General features: G+C 63.4%; 24 protein-coding genes, 2 tRNA genes and 2 pseudogenes. 15 read left to right on the top strand and 13 right to left on the bottom strand.

What is annotated here, in order from left to right; translation table 11 throughout:
* The 3 genes from LB552_RS23355 (at position 1) to LB552_RS23345 (ending at position 1,575) form a co-directional block, all read left to right on the top strand.
* On the top strand, positions 1-876 hold the full coding sequence (locus LB552_RS23355; RefSeq protein ID WP_140846079.1) for an ABC transporter permease: 876 nt from the start codon (positions 1-3) through the stop codon (positions 874-876).
* 100 nt (positions 877-976) lie between these two features.
* Positions 977-1,267: a type II toxin-antitoxin system ParD family antitoxin gene (locus tag LB552_RS23350; protein WP_140846080.1), complete on the top strand. Its 291-nt coding sequence runs from the start codon at positions 977-979 to the stop codon at positions 1,265-1,267.
* Complete coding sequence (locus LB552_RS23345; RefSeq protein WP_224610530.1) at positions 1,264-1,575, top strand: type II toxin-antitoxin system RelE/ParE family toxin; 312 nt, start codon at positions 1,264-1,266, stop codon at positions 1,573-1,575. The genes LB552_RS23350 and LB552_RS23345 overlap by 4 nt, the downstream gene beginning before the upstream one ends.
* 8 nt (positions 1,576-1,583) lie before the next feature.
* On the opposite strand, the gene LB552_RS23340 is transcribed toward LB552_RS23345, so the two are convergent.
* Together LB552_RS23340 and LB552_RS23335 are read right to left on the bottom strand one after the other, a co-directional pair.
* On the bottom strand, positions 1,584-2,951 hold the full coding sequence (locus tag LB552_RS23340; protein WP_224610528.1) for a sensor histidine kinase: 1,368 nt from the start codon (positions 2,949-2,951) through the stop codon (positions 1,584-1,586).
* Positions 2,948-3,625, bottom strand: coding sequence for a response regulator (locus LB552_RS23335; protein ID WP_095767084.1), 678 nt, complete (start codon positions 3,623-3,625; stop codon positions 2,948-2,950). Before LB552_RS23335 ends, LB552_RS23340 begins: the two co-directional genes overlap by 4 nt.
* Positions 3,626-4,106: 481 nt before the next feature.
* Between LB552_RS23335 and LB552_RS23330 the strand changes: the two genes are divergently transcribed.
* The 3 genes from LB552_RS23330 (at position 4,107) to LB552_RS23320 (ending at position 5,125) form a co-directional block, all read left to right on the top strand.
* A complete protein-coding gene (locus LB552_RS23330; RefSeq protein WP_095767085.1) occupies positions 4,107-4,346 on the top strand; it encodes a DUF680 domain-containing protein in 240 nt (79 codons plus the stop codon).
* A 50-nt stretch (positions 4,347-4,396) separates the two neighbouring features.
* On the top strand, positions 4,397-4,603 hold the full coding sequence (locus LB552_RS23325; RefSeq protein WP_095767086.1) for a DUF680 domain-containing protein: 207 nt from the start codon (positions 4,397-4,399) through the stop codon (positions 4,601-4,603).
* Positions 4,604-4,876: 273 nt separating this feature from the next.
* Entirely contained in the window at positions 4,877-5,125 is a 249-nt protein-coding gene (locus LB552_RS23320; RefSeq protein ID WP_224610527.1) for a DUF680 domain-containing protein, read from the top strand.
* A 70-nt stretch (positions 5,126-5,195) separates the two neighbouring features.
* Here the strand turns inward: LB552_RS23320 and LB552_RS23315 are convergent, their stop codons facing one another.
* Genes LB552_RS23315 through purM form a run of 3 tightly spaced genes read right to left on the bottom strand, consistent with a single transcriptional unit; the run spans position 5,196 to position 7,503 of the window.
* Positions 5,196-5,711 carry a SixA phosphatase family protein gene (locus LB552_RS23315; RefSeq protein ID WP_140846086.1) on the bottom strand — a complete coding sequence of 172 codons (516 nt, stop codon included), beginning with the start codon at positions 5,709-5,711 and terminating at the stop codon, positions 5,196-5,198.
* A gap of 8 nt (positions 5,712-5,719) precedes the next feature.
* Complete coding sequence (gene purN, locus LB552_RS23310; RefSeq protein WP_224610526.1) at positions 5,720-6,427, bottom strand: phosphoribosylglycinamide formyltransferase; 708 nt, start codon at positions 6,425-6,427, stop codon at positions 5,720-5,722.
* Complete coding sequence (gene purM, locus LB552_RS23305) at positions 6,424-7,503, bottom strand: phosphoribosylformylglycinamidine cyclo-ligase (protein ID WP_095767195.1); 1,080 nt, start codon at positions 7,501-7,503, stop codon at positions 6,424-6,426. The genes purN and purM overlap by 4 nt, the downstream gene beginning before the upstream one ends.
* Positions 7,504-7,883: 380 nt before the next feature.
* Here purM and LB552_RS23300 point away from each other — a divergent pair, with 380 nt between their 5' ends.
* The 5 genes from LB552_RS23300 (at position 7,884) to LB552_RS23280 (ending at position 11,620) form a co-directional block, all read left to right on the top strand.
* On the top strand, positions 7,884-8,501 hold the full coding sequence (locus LB552_RS23300) for a CDP-alcohol phosphatidyltransferase family protein (protein ID WP_224605738.1): 618 nt from the start codon (positions 7,884-7,886) through the stop codon (positions 8,499-8,501).
* Positions 8,413-9,660 (top strand): AI-2E family transporter, encoded by a 1,248-nt coding sequence (locus LB552_RS23295; protein ID WP_411966399.1) that lies wholly within the window; start codon positions 8,413-8,415, stop codon positions 9,658-9,660. Before LB552_RS23300 ends, LB552_RS23295 begins: the two co-directional genes overlap by 89 nt.
* Position 9,661: 1 nt before the next feature.
* On the top strand, positions 9,662-10,366 hold the full coding sequence (gene hdaA / locus LB552_RS23290) for a DnaA regulatory inactivator HdaA (protein WP_224610524.1): 705 nt from the start codon (positions 9,662-9,664) through the stop codon (positions 10,364-10,366).
* A 616-nt stretch (positions 10,367-10,982) separates the two neighbouring features.
* Entirely contained in the window at positions 10,983-11,240 is a 258-nt protein-coding gene (locus LB552_RS23285; RefSeq protein WP_140846092.1) for a type II toxin-antitoxin system Phd/YefM family antitoxin, read from the top strand.
* Positions 11,237-11,620: a type II toxin-antitoxin system VapC family toxin gene (locus tag LB552_RS23280; RefSeq protein WP_140846093.1), complete on the top strand. Its 384-nt coding sequence runs from the start codon at positions 11,237-11,239 to the stop codon at positions 11,618-11,620. The genes LB552_RS23285 and LB552_RS23280 overlap by 4 nt, the downstream gene beginning before the upstream one ends.
* A 16-nt stretch (positions 11,621-11,636) precedes the next feature.
* Here LB552_RS23280 and LB552_RS23275 read toward each other — a convergent pair whose 3' ends face one another.
* The 5 genes and pseudogenes from LB552_RS23275 to LB552_RS29920 all read right to left on the bottom strand — a co-directional run.
* Positions 11,637-12,359, bottom strand: coding sequence for a hypothetical protein (locus LB552_RS23275; protein ID WP_141245331.1), 723 nt, complete (start codon positions 12,357-12,359; stop codon positions 11,637-11,639).
* Positions 12,360-12,424: 65 nt separating this feature from the next.
* Positions 12,425-12,501, bottom strand: a tRNA-Pro gene (locus LB552_RS23270).
* Between the two features lie 74 nt (positions 12,502-12,575).
* Positions 12,576-13,751 carry a flavin-containing monooxygenase gene (locus LB552_RS23265; RefSeq protein ID WP_224610565.1) on the bottom strand — a complete coding sequence of 392 codons (1,176 nt, stop codon included), beginning with the start codon at positions 13,749-13,751 and terminating at the stop codon, positions 12,576-12,578.
* 135 nt (positions 13,752-13,886) lie between these two features.
* Positions 13,887-14,258: a nuclear transport factor 2 family protein gene (locus LB552_RS29925; RefSeq protein WP_224525197.1), complete on the bottom strand. Its 372-nt coding sequence runs from the start codon at positions 14,256-14,258 to the stop codon at positions 13,887-13,889.
* A 36-nt stretch (positions 14,259-14,294) separates the two neighbouring features.
* Positions 14,295-14,855: pseudogene (locus LB552_RS29920) on the bottom strand (NADPH-dependent FMN reductase); the annotation flags it as partial.
* Between the two features lie 248 nt (positions 14,856-15,103).
* Between LB552_RS29920 and LB552_RS23250 the strand changes: the two are divergent.
* Positions 15,104-15,409 (top strand): ETC complex I subunit, encoded by a 306-nt coding sequence (locus tag LB552_RS23250; RefSeq protein ID WP_095767098.1) that lies wholly within the window; start codon positions 15,104-15,106, stop codon positions 15,407-15,409.
* Positions 15,410-15,464: 55 nt separating this feature from the next.
* Positions 15,465-15,541: transfer RNA gene (locus LB552_RS23245), tRNA-Arg, on the top strand.
* 43 nt (positions 15,542-15,584) lie between these two features.
* On the opposite strand, the gene LB552_RS23240 is transcribed toward LB552_RS23245, so the two are convergent.
* Both LB552_RS23240 and LB552_RS23235 read right to left on the bottom strand, forming a co-directional pair.
* Positions 15,585-16,511, bottom strand: a complete 927-nt coding sequence (locus LB552_RS23240; protein ID WP_224610523.1) for a hypothetical protein — start codon at positions 16,509-16,511, stop codon at positions 15,585-15,587.
* A gap of 115 nt (positions 16,512-16,626) precedes the next feature.
* Complete coding sequence (locus tag LB552_RS23235) at positions 16,627-17,286, bottom strand: FkbM family methyltransferase (RefSeq protein WP_224610522.1); 660 nt, start codon at positions 17,284-17,286, stop codon at positions 16,627-16,629.
* Positions 17,287-17,759: 473 nt separating this feature from the next.
* On the opposite strand from LB552_RS23235, the pseudogene LB552_RS29915 reads away from it, so the two are divergent.
* Both LB552_RS29915 and LB552_RS23225 read left to right on the top strand, forming a co-directional pair.
* Positions 17,760-17,943: pseudogene (locus LB552_RS29915) on the top strand (DapH/DapD/GlmU-related protein); the annotation flags it as partial.
* 137 nt (positions 17,944-18,080) lie between these two features.
* A complete protein-coding gene (locus LB552_RS23225) occupies positions 18,081-19,046 on the top strand; it encodes a glycosyltransferase family 8 protein (RefSeq protein WP_224610521.1) in 966 nt (321 codons plus the stop codon).
* Positions 19,047-19,150: 104 nt separating this feature from the next.
* Here LB552_RS23225 and LB552_RS23220 read toward each other — a convergent pair whose 3' ends face one another.
* Positions 19,151-19,393, bottom strand: a complete 243-nt coding sequence (locus LB552_RS23220; RefSeq protein ID WP_095767102.1) for a DUF982 domain-containing protein — start codon at positions 19,391-19,393, stop codon at positions 19,151-19,153.
* Positions 19,394-19,485 lie beyond the last annotated feature (92 nt).

Genomic DNA, 19,485 nt, shown 5'->3' with positions numbered 1-19,485 from the left:
ATGACCGCCATCTCTCCAACCGATCAGGCCGCAGCCCGCGCCACCTCGATCGTCGCCGCGGAAGCGCAGGCGAGGGCACGACTGCGCAAACGCCATGCTCTGGTCATCGGCCTGCGCCTCGCGATCCTCGTCGTCTTCCTAGGCCTTTGGGAACTCTGCGCCGACTACAACATCATCGACCCGTTCTTCTTCTCCAGCCCGTCGGGCATCTGGGAACAGATCTGGTCCTGGATCACCGAGGGCACCTCGCAGGGGCCGCTCTGGCTGCAGATCTATGTGACGCTGGAGGAAACCTTCCTCGGCTTCGCTATCGGCGCCGTCGGCGGCATCGTGGCGGGCATCATCCTTGGTCGCAACAAGCTGCTGGCCGATGTGTTCTCGATCTATATCAAGATCGCGAACTCCGTGCCGCGCGTGGTGCTCGGCTCGGTGTTCATCATCGCGCTCGGGTTGGGCATGGCTTCCAAAGTGGCGCTGGCCGTCGTCATGGTGTTCTTCGTCGTCTTCGCCAACGCCTTCCAGGGCGTGCGCGAGGCTGACAGGGCGATGATTGCCAACGCCCAGATCCTCGGCGCCTCGCCGTTCCAGATCACCACCTCGGTCATCATTCCTTCGGCGATGAGCTGGATCCTCGCCAGCCTGCATGTCTCGTTCGGTTTCGCGCTGGTCGGCGCGGTCGTCGGCGAGTTTCTCGGCGCCAAGCAGGGCATGGGCCTTTTGATCTCCACCGCGCAGGGCGCCTTCAACGCCAATGGCGTCTTCGCCGCCATGATCATCCTGGCGGTGATGGCGCTGGTGGTGGAGTTCATCATCACCCGCTTCGAGAACTATGTGGTGAAGTGGCGCCCGGCGCCGTTCAACGAGCAGGGGACCTGAGCAATCACCGCACATCATCATGTCTGGTGTGCGGCTTCACCTAGTGTATGACAAAGTCACCCGCCTTGTGCTATACTGAGGGGTATCGAGGAGACGAGCCATGCGAAACTCCCAGCCCCTGACGATCACACTGCCGCTCGAGATGGCGCAGATGGTGAAAAATAAAGTTGCCTCAGGCGAATACGCCACCGAGAGCGAAGTCATCCGTGATGGCCTGCGTACGTTGGCTGCCCGTGACGCGGCGATTGAACGCTGGCTGCGCGAGGCAGTCGTGCCGACGATGCAGGATGCGCGCGCCCATCCTGAGAAGCTTTTGACGGCCGAACAGCTGCGCCGCAATCTCTCTGAGCACATCAACGCGATCGCCGCCAAACCGCGCTCCGGTGCATGAAATATCAGGTCAGGTTCCATGCTGCCGCCGAGCGGGACATTGCCGAGTTGCTGAGCGAGCTCGCGCCAAAGGCTGGCGTGGCAACTGCTTTGCGTTTTGTCGGGCGCATTGTCGACTATTGTCTCGACTTTGAAACTTTTCCGGAGCGGGGCACGCGTCATGACGAAATCGCACCGGGTTTGCGCACGGTAGGATGGCGCCGACGCGCAACGATCGCGTTCGAAATCGTGGATGACAAAGTGGTCATCCTCCGGATTCTTTATTCGGGTCGTACGCTCGAATTGCCGGACGAAGAGTCCGAACATTGAGGTAGGCCTTAGGCCAGCGGCAGCCGGACCTCGACCTTGAGCCCGCCCGCGGCTGCGTTGCCCAGCGTGACGCTGCCGCCGGCATTCTCGACCACCTCGCGCACGATCGCCAGACCGAGCCCGCTGCCTTCCTCGGCCGAGCCGGCGAGGCGGTAGAAGCGTTCGAAGACATGCTCCCGTTCCTCGGCCGGAATGCCGGGGCCGGTATCGGCCACCGTCAGCACGCCCTCGCGATCGACCATCGCCAGCCTGACGGTCACCGCGCCGCCAGCCGGCGTGTAGCGCAGCGCGTTGTCGACCAGATTGACGATCATCTCGCGCAGCATCGTGCCGTCGCCGATCACCGCCACCGGTCCGTTCTCCTCGAGGCCGAGGTCGATGTCGCGCTTGATCGCCACCGGCGCCTGCGCTTCCAGCACATGGCGGGCGGCCTCGGTGAGGTCGATGCGGTCGGCGCGTGGCCGCCGGCTGCCGGGCTCGGCGCGCGAAAGCGTGAGCAATTGTTCAGCGAGCCGCGCCAGCCTGCCGGAACTCGCTTGCAACGCGACCAGCGCCTCCTGGCGCCGATCGGACACGGTTTCCCGCAAGGCATAGCTTGCCTGCGTCGACAAGAGCGCCAGCGGCGTGCGCAACTGGTGCGCGGCATTGGCGATGAAGCGTCGCTGCGCCGCCATTTGCGCCCGCACGCGCTCCATATAGGCGTTGAGCGCCTCGATCAGCGGCCGGATCTCGCTCTGCGCGCCCGGGACCTCGACCGGATCGAGATCGCTGCGGCTTCGCGAGCGCACGGCATCGCGCAGCCGGATCAGCGGCGCCAGGCCGCGGCGCAGGCCAAGCAGCACGAACACGCCGGCAATGGCCACCAAGGCAAGCTGCTGGGCGAAGGCGCTGAGCCACAGGCGCTTGACCATGGCGTCATGTCCGGCAAGCGTGACGCCGACCGTGACCTTGATCGGCGAATCGCTGCCGGCGCCGATCACGGCATGGCTGAGCGTTGCCAGGCGCAGCGGGTGATCGCGGTAGGTGGCTTCGACGCTGCCGCGATCCGGCGCCTCGGGCAGGTCCGGATAGCCGCTCAGCAGCCGCCCGCCGGCGGTCTCGACGCGATAATAGACGCTGTCGCGGTCGCCGGTGTCGAACATCTCGATCGCCGCCGGCGGCACGGTAGCGTCGAGCGCGCCGTCGGCCATCGCCACCTGCTCGGCGATGGCGCGTGCCGAGCCGACCAGCATGCGATCGGTGACGAGGTCTGCCGTCGCCAGCGCGTTGCGCTGGCTGGTCCACAGATTGATGGCGGCGAGCCCAGCCAGCGGCAGCACCACCCAGGCCAGCAACTGCAGGCGAAGGCTGCCGAACCGGAGCCTGTCGATTTTCATGGCGCCGGATCGTCGTGGCGCAACAGGTAGCCCAGGCCGCGCAAGGTGGCGATCTGGACGCGCGATCCCTCAAGCTTCTTGCGCAGCCTGTGCACATAGATCTCGATGGCGCTGGGGTCGGCGTCGGTGTCGAAGTCGTAGATCGCGGTCGAGAGCGCCGCCTTGCTCACCGTGCGACCGGCCTTGACGACGAGCTGTTCCAGCACCGCGTGCTCACGCGGCGTCAGCGACAGCGTCGCGCCGGCAAGCGAGAACAGCCTGGTGTTGGTATCAAAGGTGAGATCGCCGCAGGAAACGATCGGCGCGGTGCGGTCGTTGGCGCGGCGCAGCTGCACGCGGATGCGCGCTTCCAGCTCCTCGATCTGAAATGGTTTCGCCAGATAGTCGTCGGCGCCTTCGTTGAGGCCCTTGACCCGGCCGTCAAGGCTGGCATTGGCGGTAAGCACGATAACCGGCACCGGGTTGCCACGCGCCCGCAGCCTTTTCAGCACCTCCATGCCGCCCATGCGGGGCAGGGCAAGGTCGAGGATGATCAAAGCGTGATCCCCGGCGGCTAAAGCATGCTCGACATCCTCGCCCTCATGCACCACGTCGACGACATAGCTCGCCTGGCGCAGCGTCTTGCTCAGCCAATCGGCCAGTTCGCGATTGTCCTCGACAAGCAGCAGCCGCATCGTTCGTCGCTGTTCCTCCCAACGGCGTCGACCTTCGCCAAAGGGCGGCAGGCGGCGTCCAAATTGGTTCCCGAGGCAACCGATAGTATCGATCCGCGCGCAAGGCAAACGTGGTTTCTCGGCGACCGCCACCCCGGTCATGGTGCCTGCCGAGCCACCTGTTCGGTTGCGCAAGCGATAAAACCGAACCGTTCGGTTCAATTAATGTTGACGGTTCGTATTGCCAGGGTCAACACCGGACCTGTTATCCAGGTGCCGCACCGCGCGATGACCCCCGTAACCGTTTGATAACAAACGATAAGAATGTGGCCGCTGCGTAGTTCACCTAATTTCAAGATCGAACCGAACGGTTCAGTTCGCAATTTTTTGTGATTGGAAATGGCAACAGGGCCGACCCATTTCGGGGTGGTCCGAGCGACGCGAATTTCCATTACGGCACGCCACTAGACGGACACGACTTTTGAAATCTGGAGTATCTGAAATGAACAAGATTGCTTTTGCCGCCGCTGCTTTCCTCATTGCCACGGGCAGCGCTTTCGCTGGCAGCGACCACTACGGTTCCGACAATGTCAACCAGCCGGCCGTAACGGCCCCCGCGGGCAACGTCGACAACACCGTCACCGGTTCGATCCGCAAGCTCGACAAGTTCGAGCAGCGCGAGTTCCACATCACACCTGATCAGAACCAGCCGCAGTCGGGCCAAGGCATCTGGGGCCGCTAACCGGCGCGCCTCCTAACCCGCTTCAACCAATAACCTTCAAATCTGGAGTAATGACCAAGATCGCTCTTACCGCCGTCGCCCTGCTTGTCGCCACGGGCGCCGCTTTCGCCAGCTCGGACAATTACGGAGCGGCCAATGCCAAACAGCCGGCTGTCACCATCGACCGGACTGTGACGACCTCGATCGCGAAGTCGGACGCGGATGTCCGAAGGCCGGTGGTGCAGGGCACCGATCACAACCTGTTCGGCAACCACTGATCCGACCCGGAAAAAAGCAGGCGGCGGGCTTGTCCCGCCGCTCTGTTTTTCTGCAGCCGGCTAACGCCGTTTGAATCGCATCACAAGTATTTGTCATCACAAGCATTTGTAATCGTTTGTCTTTTTCTGAGCGAAGTCCGATCCGACACTGCCATGGCAGCTGAAAAGCGAACGCGCCGGGAATAAACCCAGGCCGCCGCGGGTCTTTTCGGCAGCGGGGCCATCCTCCCAAGGCCATCGCCCGACGAAACCAAACGGACAAGGAAAACCGAAATGACCAGGATCGCTCTCACCACTGTCTCAATGCTTCTCGCGATGGGCTCCGCCTTCGCCGGCAGCGACCACTACGGCGCCGATGGCGTCAACCAGGCAGCCACCGTTGGCTCCGACACCAGCCTCACGGCTTCGATCCCGAAGCACAACACAGTCAAGCCGGCCCCGAAGGTCGATACCGAGATGAAGACTGGCGCGACCGGCGCTGCGGATTGGCCGGGTCCGCCATCGGACAACTGGGGCAATTGAGCTCGTCTTTGAAAATATTGAAGGCGGCGGGCTTGCCCGCCGCCTTGCTTATGGGCCGCCAGGCTTCGGGCTACGTCAAATCCTTCGGCCGAACAAAATGCGTCAGTCGGGCGCCACGGAAGTCGAGATCGGCCCAATCCTTGTCCAGCGTGAACCGGACAAGAGCTGCCGTCGGAAACTTCGCTTCGATCTTCTTGAAAACGCTCTCATCCGTTCCGGGGCCGGCCAGCCGCAACACAAAGTGCTGCAGGCCGGGATTGTGGCCGATCACTATCAGGCTCGCTGCCTTGGCCTGCCGCACGCGCGCCAGGATCGCACCGGCAGCCGCCTCGTAGAGTTCGTCGGCGAATTGCGCCGGCACGTTCTTCGGCAGTTCGGCCGCAACCAGCCGCCAGGTATCGCGCGTGCGCAGCGCCGGCGACACCAGCGCCAGATCCGGCAGCCAACCGCGCTGGGCAAGCTCCCGCCCCATCAGCGGCGCCGTCTTTAAGCCGCGCGCGGCTAGCGGCCGGTCGAAATCCTCAAGCTTGGGATCGTCCCGACTCGACTTGGCGTGGCGGAGGATAAGAAGTTGTCTCAGGGGCATTGCAGCCTCTACGGCGTGATCCGCGCCAGCTGCTCGAGGTCGGTCTCTTCGCGCAGCGGGTCGGGCGCCATCACCACCGAGGTGGCGTTGTCGGCGTCGTCGGCGAAATGGGCAAGCACGGTGTGGCCCTTTTCCATGCGCGCCTTGCCTTCGGCGACCAGACCCAGCGCCAGCGGATAGAGCCGGTGCTCCACCTTCAGCACGCGCGCGGCAAGCGTGTCCTCATTGTCGCCGACCATCACCGGCACGGCGGCCTGCGCGATGATCGGGCCGTCATCCATCTCGGGCGTGACGAAATGCACCGAGCAGCCATGGATGCGAACACCGGCGCGGATAGCCCGCGCATGCGTGTCCAGACCCTTGAAGGCCGGCAGCAGGGCAGGGTGGATGTTGACCATGCGCCCCTGCCATTTCTCGACCAGGCCGCGGCCGAGGATCCGCATATAGCCGGCAAGGGCTACGATGTCGGCGCCGAAGCCGACAAGCGCGGCGTCGAGCGCGGCGTCATAGGCATCCTTGCTCGCATGGTCGGCGCGCTGGATGACCTTGGTGGCGATGCCGCGCGACTGGGCGATGCCGAGGCCGGCCGCGTTGGCGCGGTCGGAAATGACGCCGACGATTTCTGCCGGATAGGTTGGATCGGCGGCGGCCGCGATCAGCGCCGTCATGTTGGAGCCCCGTCCCGAGATCAGGACGACCGTTCGTTTCCTGCTCATAGGCCGATCGAGCCCCGATAGATGACGCCGGCGTCGCGGCGCGGGACGATGCGGCCAATCGGCGTCACCGTCTCGCCGGCTTCCTGCAGCACCGCCGCGACCTGCGCCGCCTGGCCGGAGGCGACGGCGAGGATCATGCCGATGCCGCAGTTGAAGGTGCGCATCATCTCTTCCGGCGCGACGCCGCCGGTCTTGGCCAGCCACGAGAACACCGGCGGCACGTCGATCGCTTCGAGGTCGAGCTCGGCGGAAAAATCCTTGGGCAAAACGCGCGGAATGTTTTCCGGGAAACCGCCGCCGGTGATATGGGCCAGCGCCTTGATGCCATGCGTGTTGCGGATCGCTTTCAGGATCGACTTCACATAGATGCGCGTTGGCTCGAGCAGCGCCTCGGCGAGGCTGAGCTCCTCGTTGAATGGCGCCGCATCGCTCCAGCTAAGGCCGCTCGCGGCGACGATCCGGCGCACCAGCGAAAAGCCGTTGGAGTGCAGGCCGGACGAGGCAAGGCCGAGCAGCACGTCGCCTTCGACGATGTCGTCGGTCGGCAGCAGCTGGCCGCGCTCGGCGGCGCCCACGGCGAAGCCCGCAAGGTCGTAATCCTTGTCGTGATACATGCCCGGCATCTCGGCGGTCTCGCCGCCGATCAGCGCGCAGCCGGCCTGCCGGCAACCTTGCGCGATGCCGCCGACGATTGAAGCGCCCTGGTCCGGGTCGAGCTTGCCGGTGGCGAAATAGTCGAGGAAGAACAAAGGCTCGGCGCCCTGCACGACGATGTCGTTGACGCACATGGCGACGAGATCGATGCCGATCGTGTCGTGCTTGCCGGCATCGATGGCGATCTTGAGCTTGGTGCCCACACCGTCATTGGCCGCGACCAGCACCGGATCGGTGAAGCCGGCGGCCTTCAGGTCGAACAGTCCGCCGAAGCCGCCGATCTCGCCATCGGCGCCCGGCCGGCGCGTGGCGCGCACCAGCGGCTTGATCTTCTCGACCATCAGATTGCCGGCATCGATGTCGACGCCAGCCTCGGCGTAGGTGAGCCCGTTTTTGCGCTCGGCCTTGTCGCCCTTGCTCATCGTCGGCTCGTCCTCGTTTCCATTGCCGGCTCTTCGCATGAATGGTTTCGGGGAGCAAGGATGGCCGTCGTTTCCGCCGACAAAAGCGTGGAAAGTGAGCACCGACATAGGCGATTGGCGAAGGCCGAGATGGCCAATCTCCCCCTTTGCGGGGGAGATGTCCGGCAGGACACGGGGTGTGAAGGAATACCAGCGTCGATAATGGTTCTGACGACACGGCGAAAGAAGAACTCCGATATGCCGAGGGACAGCACCCCTCTGCCTTGCCAGGCATCTCCCCTGCAAGAGGGGAGATCGGCAGCTTCAGCGCCGCTCCTCTCTTGCCCAATTTACTTATCTCCATCATCTATTCTCCAATAAAAATCGCGACGGGACATCATGTGACCCTTCCCAACATGATCACGATCATGCGGCTGCTGCTCGTGCCCGCGGTGGTGCTCGCCATGCTGCAGGCGCATTGGGACTGGGCCTTTGCCGGATTCCTCGTTGCCGGCATCTCCGACGGCGTCGATGGCTTTATCGCGCGTCGCTGGAACCAGTCGTCCAGCCTCGGCGCCTATCTCGATCCGATCGCGGACAAGCTTCTGCTGGTCTCGGTCTTCGTCGTCATGGGTTTTGCCGGCGAACTGCCGCTTTGGCTGGTGGTGACCGTGGTCTCGCGCGACGGGCTCATTGTCTGCGCCGTGCTCTTGTCCAGCGTGATGAGCCATCCGGTCGAGGTCAAGCCGCTCTTCGTGTCGAAGGCCAACACCGCCGCGCAGATCGTGCTGGCGGCGCTTGTGCTGGGCGAACTTGCCTTTGCCGTGCACCTGGACCCGTTGCGGACCGCGCTCATATTGCTGACCGGGGTCTTGACCGTGGCTTCGGCCGCAGCCTATCTCGTGGCCTGGCTAAGGCATATGAGCGGCTATGGCGAAGGCTCCCGAACGAGCAACTCCCAAACCGGCGACATCAAGTCGGGCATCGGCAAATCGGGCGGCTCCAACACGGGCGCCTGACGGCGAAGCCGCGGTGATTGAGGCCGACGACAGCTCGGGCGGGCTTCGCCGCCAGGTCTTCTTCTGGCTGGCGACGGCGGTCCTGCTGGCGCTGTTCCTTTACATTTTCTCGGGCATCCTCCTGCCTTTCGTCGCCGGCATGGTGCTCGCCTATTTCCTCGACCCGGTCGCCGACTGGCTGCAGCGGCTCGGCCTCTCGCGCTTGATGGCGACCGTGGTGATCCTGATTGCCTTCATCGTCGTGGTGGTGCTGGCCCTGGTCATCCTGGTGCCGGTGCTGGCCACCCAGATGGCCGATTTCGCCCGCAAGCTGCCGGAATATCTCACCCGCCTGCAATCGCTGATCACCAGTTTCGACCCGAAATGGCTGGAGCAGCGTTTCGGCGTCAACGCCGCCGGCCTGCGCGACGGGCTGAATTCGCTGCTCACCTCCGGCTTCAGCCTGCTCACCGCCGTCTTCACCTCGATCTGGAGCTCCGGCGTGGCGCTGGTCTCGGTGGTGAGCCTGTTCGTCGTCACCCCAGTCGTCGCCTTCTATATGCTGCTCGACTGGGACCGCATGGTGGCTGAGGTCGACGGCTGGGTGCCGCGCGATCATGTCGAGACGGTGCGCGCGCTTGCCCGCGACATCAACACCGCCACTGCCGGCTTCGTGCGCGGGCAGGGCACGCTTTGCCTGGTGCTCGGCGCCATGTATGCCACGGGCCTGACGCTGACCGGCCTGAACTTCGCCATCCTCATCGGCTTCTTCGCCGGGCTGATCTCCTTCATCCCCTATGTCGGCTCTTTGACCGGGCTGGTGCTCGCCGTCGGCGTCGCCTTCGTCCAGTTCTGGCCGGACTGGACCATGGTGGTCGCCGTGGCCTGCGTGTTCTTCGTCGGCCAGTTCATCGAGGGCAACATCCTGCAGCCGCGGCTGGTCGGAAAGAGCGTCGGCCTGCATCCGGTATGGCTGATGTTCGCGCTGTTTGCCTTCGGCGCGCTGTTCGGCTTCGTCGGCCTTTTGATTGCCGTGCCGGCCTCGGCGGCGATTGCCGTGCTGGTGCGCTTCGCCATCAGCCGCTATCTCGAATCGCCGCTTTACAGGGGCAACGGCACACAGCCCGCGCCGCAATTGCCGGCCGACCGCGGCGGCGGTCATCGCTCGACGCGGGGCTGAAATGACTGCTCAGCCAGCCGACCCGCCGCGCCAGCTGCCGCTCGATCTCGGCCACGGCACCGGCTATTCGCGCGACGAGCTCGTCGTCTCGGGCACCAATGCGCAAGCGGCATCGCTGATCGACCGCTGGCCGGACTGGCCGTCGCCGGTGGTCGTGCTGGCCGGGCCGCCCGGCTCGGGCAAGACGCACCTCGCCCGGATCTGGCGGGATCGGACGCATGCCGTCGCCATCGATCCCGGCCGGATCGGCGAGCACATTGCCGGGCTCGGCAGCAGGCCGGCGTTCATCGATGACATCGACAAGACGGCGGTCGACGAGCAGGGCCTGTTCCACCTGATCAACGCCGTGCGCGGCGCGGGCTCGACGCTGCTTTTGACGGCGCGGCGTTTCCCCTCCGCCTGGCGCGTCGCGCTGCCCGATCTCATCTCGCGGCTGAAGGCGGCGTCGACGGTCGAGATCCACGAGCCCGACGACCTTTTGCTTGCGGGCGTCATCACCAAGCTCTTCGCCGACCGCCAGGTCGAGGTCGAACCGCATGTGGTGCAATATCTGGTGCGCCGCATCGAGCGCTCGCTCGCGACCGCCATGCGCATCGTCGAGCGCCTCGACCGCGCCGCACTCGAACGCAAGACGCCGATCACCCGCGCCTTGGCCGCCGAGACCGTGAGCGCCATGGACGAAGGGCAGGGCGAGTTCGATATTTAGCCACCGATAGCGCCCGGCGGTTACGCCCATAGCCCGGCCAGATGCTGGGCCAGAAGATACACGCCTGTGCGCCGCGATGTAACAGGCGGCGACAAGGACGAAAAACATCAGGCTGGCGGACCGCGACCGCGCGACGCCACCCGGTCTCTTGCTCGGCCGGTTGTTCCAAACCCAGAGCGCAGCGCACAGAATTGCCCAGACCACCATGACCGGAACGGCAAAGCCGTAATAGGCTAAATAGGCCGGGCCGATCAGCGACAGCACCGCCTCAACAACAGGCATGGGAAATCCCCTTTTGTTCAAAGCTTAGACCGGCGACAAAGTTGGAAGCGAGGGATTATTCAAGCCACAGCCGGTGTGTTCCGTGATCAACCCGTGGGAGCCAGCGGCCTAGCCGTCCCATTTCGGAACAGCCTTTCCGGCATCGCTCTTGCAAGGCAGACAATGCCGGTTGATCCCGGTCCCGGTCGCGTTCCTGATCGGGTTGTAGGCTCGCCGGGCTCGAGGTGTTGGGGTTCTCGCCCGGCGGGTTTACCGTTCCTCCGAACTGCGGCCTTGAGCTAGACTATCAAATGGTCTATTTAATGGACCAAATCATGGTCCATATAGGGTTGTCATGCAGATATCCGTGACAGACGCCAAGGGGCAACTGACCGAACTGGTGAGGCGCGCCGAGGCTGGAGATGAGATTATCCTGACCCGCCACGGTCACGCGGCCGTGCGTCTCGTCCCGGTACGGTCCGCGCCGGACCGGAAGCACCGCCGGAGCCTGCTGCAGGCCGTCCGGGCCTCCGGCGCTGCGAAAGCCAGTGCCGGCCCGCCTGCGGCGCGCAGCCAGGATTTCCTCTATGGCGATGACGGCCTGCCGGAATGATCGCGGTCGATACCTCGGCCTTGATCGCCATCGTCCTCGACGAGCCTGCGGCGGACGCCTGTATCGCTACGCTTGAAACGGAAGACGAACTTCTGATATCGGCCGGAACCGTAGCCGAGCTCCTGATTGTTGCCGCACGACGCGGCGTGGCCGAGGAAGTGCAATCCCTGCTCGACGGGCTCGGCTTCGAGATTGCGCCAGTCACGGAAGGCGCGGCTCGGCGTGTTGCCGAGGCTTACGCACGATGGGGCAAAGGCATCCACCCCGCGGCGCTCAACTTCGGCGACTGCTTCGCTTATGAGGTGGCGAAGGACCGCGCTTGCCGGCTGCTCTATGTCGGCGAGGATTTCTCCAAGACGGATGTCGAAGGCGCGATTTGAGCGATCCGGAAATGGGCTAGGTCGGCTTTCCCTTGAGCCTGTCCCGTAGCCGGCGCAGTTGCCGCCGCCACCATGGCTTCGGCTTGCGCGGGACTAGGACCATCTTGCCGTCGATGACGGCGTCGTCCACCCAGTCATGCACCCGCATGCGCCAGCTGGTTGAGACGCGGGCAAGCAGGGAGAGCGGATCGCCGCCGCTGATCCGCACCAGTTCCGGATCCTTCAGCAAAAGGCAGAAATCGAAATCCTGGGCGATGAGCGCGCGCAGGAACACGATCTGGCGCCGCATGCGGTGGAAGTCGCTTCCCTGTCCGTTGACCATGCTGCGGGCGCCGATCCACTGATGAAGACGGGCGCCCCTTAGCGTTTCGGCGGGCGGGCGGAAGGAAACCTGTTGGCGCCCGTCTTCGATGCGGCTTGTCGGTGTCAGTGGATACCAGAAATCGAGTGGCGCGGGGATCGGCACCCTGACGCTGGCTTCGGCAAGCGCGGCTTCGCTTGCGCCACGCCTGAGGCAGATCGCACTCTGCGCCGCAAATCCCAGTTCAGCAAGCGCATCGAGCAGCAAGCTTCCGCCACCGATGGTGAAAGCCGCGTTGATGCGGTCGCTTATGAGGGGAGACCACAAGTCGCGCGGCACCCATGTCAGCCGCCGCCTGGCGCCATCCACGACGACGATGATGTCTGTGTTGGCGTCCCAATTGTCCCTGTCGAGGATCGCCACGACCACGGCTGCCAAATGAGAGCCCCCTCTGGCCAGATGCCGGGGCGGGACCGGCTTGGTTCTTTCCGGGAAGGAAATGATGGTCGGAGTGGCGTGATTCGAACACGCGACCCCCTGATCCCAAATCAGGTGCGCTACCAGGCTGCGCTACACTCCGACGTCTCGCGGCGTATAGGGGGCGCACGCCCGGAAGGCAACACAAAAACGGAGGTCAAAAAGCGACCGTTCGGCTCAGCGTTGCTGGCCGGCGATCTTCTTGGCGATCGCAGCGCCCTGGATCCTTGCATTGGCAAAGCAGCCGCGAATGCTCGGCCGCATGCCGGTGAACCAGAGTCCGGGCAGCTTCGGGTCGTTCGAGGCGCCGTTGAACAACGGCACGCCCTTGGCGTCGAGCACGCCGAGCCGGCCCAGCATCGTCTCCAGCCCCGTGCGGTAGCCGGTGGCGGCAATGACGATGTCGGGCGCGATCGTCTGGCCATTGTCCAGCACGACGCCGTCGCGCCTGAATTCGCGCAATTGCGGCACCACGATGATGCGTCCGGCCTTGATGGCATCGACCGCGCCGTCGTCGGCGGCGATCGCCGTATAGTCGGAGCCGAGCCGGCTTGCGCCGCCCGCCGGGGCGGGGGGCAGGCCGTGTTTGGTAAGGTCGCCGAACACCAGGCGCTGCGTTGCCGCCATCACCGCGTCCGCGAGCCTTGTCGGTAGGCTCGCCATGAGCGGCGATATGCGGTGCACGGCGATCTTGCCGATACGCTTGGGCAGCAGCGAAGGTCCGTTGCGCGCCGAAAGCCACATCTGGCCCGTCTCGACGCGGGAAAGATGGTTGAGCGCGTCGAAGCCGGAATTGCCGGCGCCGATCACCAGCACCGTCTTGCCGGCATAATCGCTCGCCCTGCCGAAATCGGCCGAGTGGATGATCGATCCCGAAAAATCCTCCATGCCTTTCCAGGCCGGGATGAAGGGTTGCCGGTCGCGCCCGGTGGCGATCACCACATAGCGCGCCGCCTTCAAGCCCGCGCTTGTCCGCAGCAGCCAGCGGTCGCCACGAAATTCGATCTCATCGACCTTGACGCCTAAGGCGATCGGCAGCCGGTGCCTCTCGGCGAAATCGTTGAGATGGCCGATGACGGCGCTGCGGTGCGGGAAGGCCGGCGTTCCTGCCGGAAAGGATACGCCCGGCAGCGAGGAAAGGTCGCGATGCGTGTTGAGGTGCAGGTTGTCGTGGCGGCGATGCCAGGGCTCGGCCAGCCGTTGCTCGCGTTCCAGGACCTGCACCGTCACACCGGCCTTGGCCAGCGCATAAGCGGCGGCAAGCCCGGCGGCGCCCGCGCCGATGACTATCGCGCCTTCCAGTATCGCTGGTTCGCCGACCCCCGACGGCAAGACTTTCGCTTCCGCGTCCATTGGTGTCTTTATCGTCGCCATCATGCCTTCAACTGGCACGGCCATGTATCTGACATATGCCGCTCACGTGCCAAAAGGAATAGGCGGATGTTGCGAGACGTCCGGCATTGTGTCGCGGATTTTTACAAGCGCCGGCTAATGAGCCGGGTCGGCGTGGCGATGCACCAGCTTGAACGCGCCATCCTCCAGCCGGAACACTTCCGTCACCCGCAGGGTCATCTCGGTCGCCTCGCCGTTCTTGCCGATGCGCGCCTTGGCGTGCTGCAAGCCGCTCCAGAAGGCCAGATCGCCGCTTGCCGAAGCCTGCAGCACCTCAAGGTCGGTGTTGCCGCCCTTGTGGAAGCTTGCAGCGTCTCGTTCGTAGCGGCCGGCGACCGCTTCGGCGCCTTCGAGATGGTCGCCGCGCGGCGAGAAAAACGTCGCCGGTCCGGCGTGGGTGACGATCGCCTTCAGCGAGGTGGCATCGCCATTGACATAGTCCTCGGCGATCTTCTCACGCTGCTTCATGAAGGCATCGAAGGACGAGCCGCCGGGGTGCACCCTTCTGATCCAGCTTTCCAGGCCGGCCATGAAATTCTCGAGGAAGGCGGCGGTGTCGGCATTGGTGACGGCGCCCTTATCGTCAAGCAGCTCCGCGACATTGCCGATATAGGCCTCCGGCTGCTGCATCACGGGCATGTCGAGGAAGACGAAGGTCTGCCGAAGCGCCTGATTGGAGCCGAAGGCGCCGATCTTGCTCGGGCTGACGCTGACGACCCCGGCGGGCAGGTCCTTGAACACGCTCTTGCCCGGCGGACGCGAGCCGACATCGAGCGCGTTTTTCAGGCAGCCCGGGATCGAGCGGTTATATTCCGGGGTGACGAACAGAACCGCGTCGCATTCGCGTATCGCCGCACGAAAAGCCGACCACGCCGCAGGCGGGCTGTCGCCATCCAGATCTTCGTTGTAAAGCGGCAGGTCGCCGATCTCGATGAAGCGGCAGCGCACCGAATCCGGCGCGCGGGCGGCGAGCGCCTTGGCGATCTTGCGGCTGAAGGACTGGGCGCGCAGGCTGCCGACAAGGACAGCAAGCTGCAGGACGGCGTGTTCGGTTGCATTGGTCATGGCGAAACGTCCGGTTCTGATTTGCCTCACAGGGTAGGACCGGCTCGGGCCGGCCGCCCGACCTTTCGATAATGTCGCCAGCCCAGTGAGGTTCCCTACGTCATGGCGGGCCCCTGGCCGCTTGCGGCCTTGCCGCCGCGGCCATTGCACAGTAATGACGGATTGGCGCGAGATTTCAGGCATCCTGCAGGGTCTCGGATATTGCGCCGAACAAAGGTGCCCGGTCTTCGGGCGGCAAAGAGGTGGTCATGTCCGCGCGTATTTTCAGTCCAGCCAAAACCGCGATGCAGTCCGGCAAGGCCAAGACAGGACATTGGGTGCTGGAATTCGACCCCGCCCAGCGCAAGAAGATCGATCCGCTGATGGGCTACACCACCTCGGGCGACATGTTGAGCCAGGTGAAGCTCACCTTCGAGACGAAGGAAGAGGCTGTGGCTTATGCCGAGAAGCAAAAGATCGCCTATCGCGTGGAAGAGCCGAAGGAAGCCAAGCGCCGGCAGATTTCCTATTCGGACAATTTCCGCTATGACCGCAGGACGCCCTGGACGCACTGACTCCCGGTCTTGCGTCGCCTGGCGTAACCCGCCTCAGCCGGCCCGGCCGGCCGACGGTCCCGTAGCTCAGCTGGATAGAGCACCGGCCTTCTAAGCCGATGGTCGCAGGTTCGAATCCTGCCGGGATCGCCAGTTTGTTCAGTGGCTTATGAGATCCGGCCGGCTCCGAATCCGATCAGAAGTCGCTCACGGCCTGCCCGGCGGGGCCGCCGAGATAAGTGTTCCACACATAGTCCCGAAGCATTTCCCGGTGCTCCATCGTTCGATGGTGGTACCCTGGCCTTTCCGGGTATGACACGCCGGCGAGGTGAAAGAAGGCGCCGTCGATAAACTCATGCCGCCCGACCGCGCCCGCCATCGTCATCGGCCGCTGTTCCAGCGTTGCGACGGCGACATCCGCCTCGGCGAGTTTCGAATAGAGAACCGCCCAGTTTGCGCCGCCGGTGTCGAGGCCGAGGTTCAAGCGCGGCTCGAAGTTCAGCTTGCGATGGGCCACGGCGGAGAACCGATAAAAGCAGTAGCCTGCCCATAAATTCCAGTGCTGATCGCCCGGCTTGGCCTTGTAAACGTGATTTTCGGTGCCGTACGCCCTGCGGCCATATACGGCTTTGCCGTCCAGCTTGGACGGGATGTCGAACGGCGTTACCGGGAAGCAGTCATGATCGATGAAGCCGAAGAGCTCCGGCTTGAGGTGGCGCACGATGTTGTGGAAGGCCCATGTGATTGCAGTTCCGTGCGATCTCGACAGGTGCTTTTCGACCCGCATCGGCAGGGCAAGATAGGGCACGCCGCGCATCTTGCAGATGTTGGCAATGACCTCCCTTGCCGCAATCTTCGTCGAATTGTCGACGACGACCAAGGTCATTCCTGGCGGTTGCATTTCCCACGCCTTCGTTAACGCGTCGATCACCCACGGCACATTGAAGGCGACAGTGACGCACACGCGCGACACCCCGGCCTCCTGCAATTCCTTCGCAAGAAGGCGCCCGGATGCGCGCCCCCGATGCTCGAAGACCTTGTAGACCACCTGGTTCCTGAGCACCCTTAACCGGATGACCGTCCGGCTTCGGCTCAGTCTGTCAACGAGCGGTTTGAATGCCAAGGCTGTCTCGCAATAGCTGTGCCCCGATGTTTTCTTTGCCCGGCATCGCTGGAAAATCAAGCAAGCTTGGAGCGGTACGCTGGCTTAGCCACCAGCAGACGTTTGGGGCTTTGCTTCAGCCCCAATCCAGATCGATATTAGCGATATTCTCGCGGGAAATGCGTTCGCGAAGTGCTCGGATCCTGACGTCCAGATCGGGCGAGAACCTCTCGTGGGTCTCGACTAAGATGCGGCCTATGGAACGATAGATTCCTTCGTCCAGCATGGCCTCGATGCATTCTACCTCGGCACCCTCGATATCCATTTTCACAATCGCAATGGGGTCGCGAATTCCTTTCAGGAATTCCACCAAATCGACGACTTCGACTTCAAAAGCGCTTCCCTTCGCATGTGCGGGCACCTCGAATAGGGATGACCACTCTGTCATTCGGATGTTCTGAGTGTTCGGTCTCTGATGGAGAGTGGCCTTTCGCGCTGACCCGCCAACCGCTTTGGGAATGATCGTCACCCGTTTGTCGTTGCCGAACCGGCGCGTCAGCATTTTGAGCGCGGTTGGGTCGGGCTCGAAAGCTATTACCTTCATGCCATAGCTGAGGGCGTGCCGCGTGACGTCGCCGACATTGGCGCCAAGATCGATAAACAAGCCGTTTGGGGAGGTGGCTTTCATCAATTGATGAAAGTTGAATTCGGCTTGTCGCTTCGGGCGCGGCGGACGATGCCACCTGCGGTACAGATGCCAGCGCAGTATGAATTCGAGATAACTTTCCTGTAACACAGTCCACCCGCCTTTTGACCGAAGCGGGTATAATCTTGGCTGGATCGAGTATCAACCATGCCTTCACGACGCGACGGGAAGGTACAGTCGTTCGATTCGTTACCTGGTGCAAAGGAGCGACCCGTCACTGACCTCGCGCTTGCTACTTCGGCTTATGTACGGCTATGTCGCTGATGGGCTAGGGGAGGTTTGCGATGTCGACATTTTCCAAATGGCTGAGGGAAGTCCGTTCCAAACTGCCGGAGCATGTGACCGTTGGCCGTCACACTTACGGTGTGAAACGGCAGAAGATCATGTTTTCCTCGCAGGACGCTCCGCTGACAATCGGAGCCTTCTGCTCTGTTGCCGGGCGGGTGCTTTTCATGTGCTCCGGCCAGCACCCGACCGAGAGCGCAACCTCGTTTCCAATCTACAGCCGATTGCTGAAGCAGCCCGAGCCGATCCCCAATGGCGGCAAGCCGTCCGGCATCACCATCGGCAACGACGTCTGGATCGGCAATGGCGCGATGATCCTGCCGGGGGTGGAGATCGGCGATGGTGCAGTCGTCGGCGCCGGGGCCGTCGTCACCAAAAATGTGCCCCCCTATGCGATCGTCGGCGGGTCTCCTGCTCGGCTGATAAGATACCGCTTTCCCGAAGAGATCATCTCGAAGCTGCAGGCGATCCAATGGTGGCATTGGGACGATGACAAGGTCAAACGTGAGGCGGCCATGCTCACTGGCTCCATCGAAGCTTTCGTCGCGAAGCATTTTGTGGCAGGCACCGCCCTCAATCGGTCGGGGTAGACGGCAGCGATGACGAACTCCTGTTTTTTTATAGCGGCTGACGCCACTTATTTTCCTTATGCCTGCCTGGCGGCGCGCCGAATTTTGGATGTTTCAAAAAAACCGACGGACGGTTTCATTCTTCATCTTGGCGCCAGCGACGCCGACAAGAGCGTCGCCGATCGTCTGTTGAAGGATCGCATTCGGCTGGTTGACGTAACGGATTTCATGGCTGCATCCGGCTACCGCTTTCGCCCAGGCAGCGTTGCGACGTTCATCCGGCTCTTTGTCGACGAGTTTGCGGAGTTTGCACCTTACGACCGCATAGCGCATATCGATTGCGACGTGCTTTTCAACCGGGACATTGCCGACCTTGTGGGGCAGCCTATTCAGGCCGCGTTGCTCGCAGCGCATGACGATTACATGTACTTCCGGCCAGCCTACCGGCAAAAAATGTCCATGCAGCCGGGCGCGCCCTACTTCAATGCCGGCATCATCGTCTTCAATATGCCGCCTGTGCGCGAACAGGGACTCATGCAGAAGGCTCGGAAACTCGCCGTCGAAGGCCAGATGAACGATCAAAATGCCCTGAACGTGGTCTTCGAGGGCAAGTGGCAGACGATGCACCCCAACTGGAATTTGCAATCGCTTGGAACGAGAGAGTTTCGTTTCTCGCAAGCCTGGGCCAGGCATTTCGCGGGCGGTAAGCCGTGGGGCAATCAGGTCGGCGTCGAACTCGAAGCTCTCAGGATATGGCGCGACCTGGCAAAGGACACGCCTTGGGGCAAGCCGTTCGAGCAGCGCATACCCTTCGAGCGCGGTGTGATGAAGCGCTTCTTCCGGCGCTTCGATGCTGTTGCCGGTCTTTTCGGCAAGGACGTGCAGCGCCGCCGGGCCAGATATGACGGCACGAAGATGCATCGGCTCTACGCCCGGCAGGCGGATGAAGGAGCAATGGCGGTCCAGTTTCCGGAAGTGCTTGGCGATTTTGCCTGATCAGCCGTCGCTTCGCCCTCATTGAAACAAAGCCCGCCGCGGCAATGGGAAACCGCGACGGGCTTGGCGACGCCCCTGGTGGGACGCCATTGGAAAATCGAGGGCTACGCCAGCAGGCCGGCAACCTTGGCCGCCTTGCGCAGTGTCTTGCGGGCTTCCACCGGGCTGCGCAGGCCGTCGAGCGCATCGCGGCAGACACGGCTTGCCGAGCGCCAGGCGCCGCCGCGCGCCGGCCCCGGCCAGCGCTGGTCGAGGCATTCCATCGCCTCGAAACAGCTTGATACCTTGCGCTGGCCGTTTGGCTGGAAATCGATCACGACTGGTTCGGAAAACCAGACATCGTTCATCACTTCCTCCGTTCTTGTGATTGTCTTTAGAGCAAGCAATCGGCGCCGGATGGGCACCCGATGCAGGTTCGCGAGGCGATGCGGAACCCGCG

The sequence above is a fragment of the Mesorhizobium sp. CA7 genome (assembly GCF_020165015.1).
Classification (GTDB): domain Bacteria; phylum Pseudomonadota; class Alphaproteobacteria; order Rhizobiales; family Rhizobiaceae; genus Mesorhizobium.
Note: the sequence above shows the minus strand (reverse complement) of the source record. Positions and strands in the feature narration are given on the sequence as shown.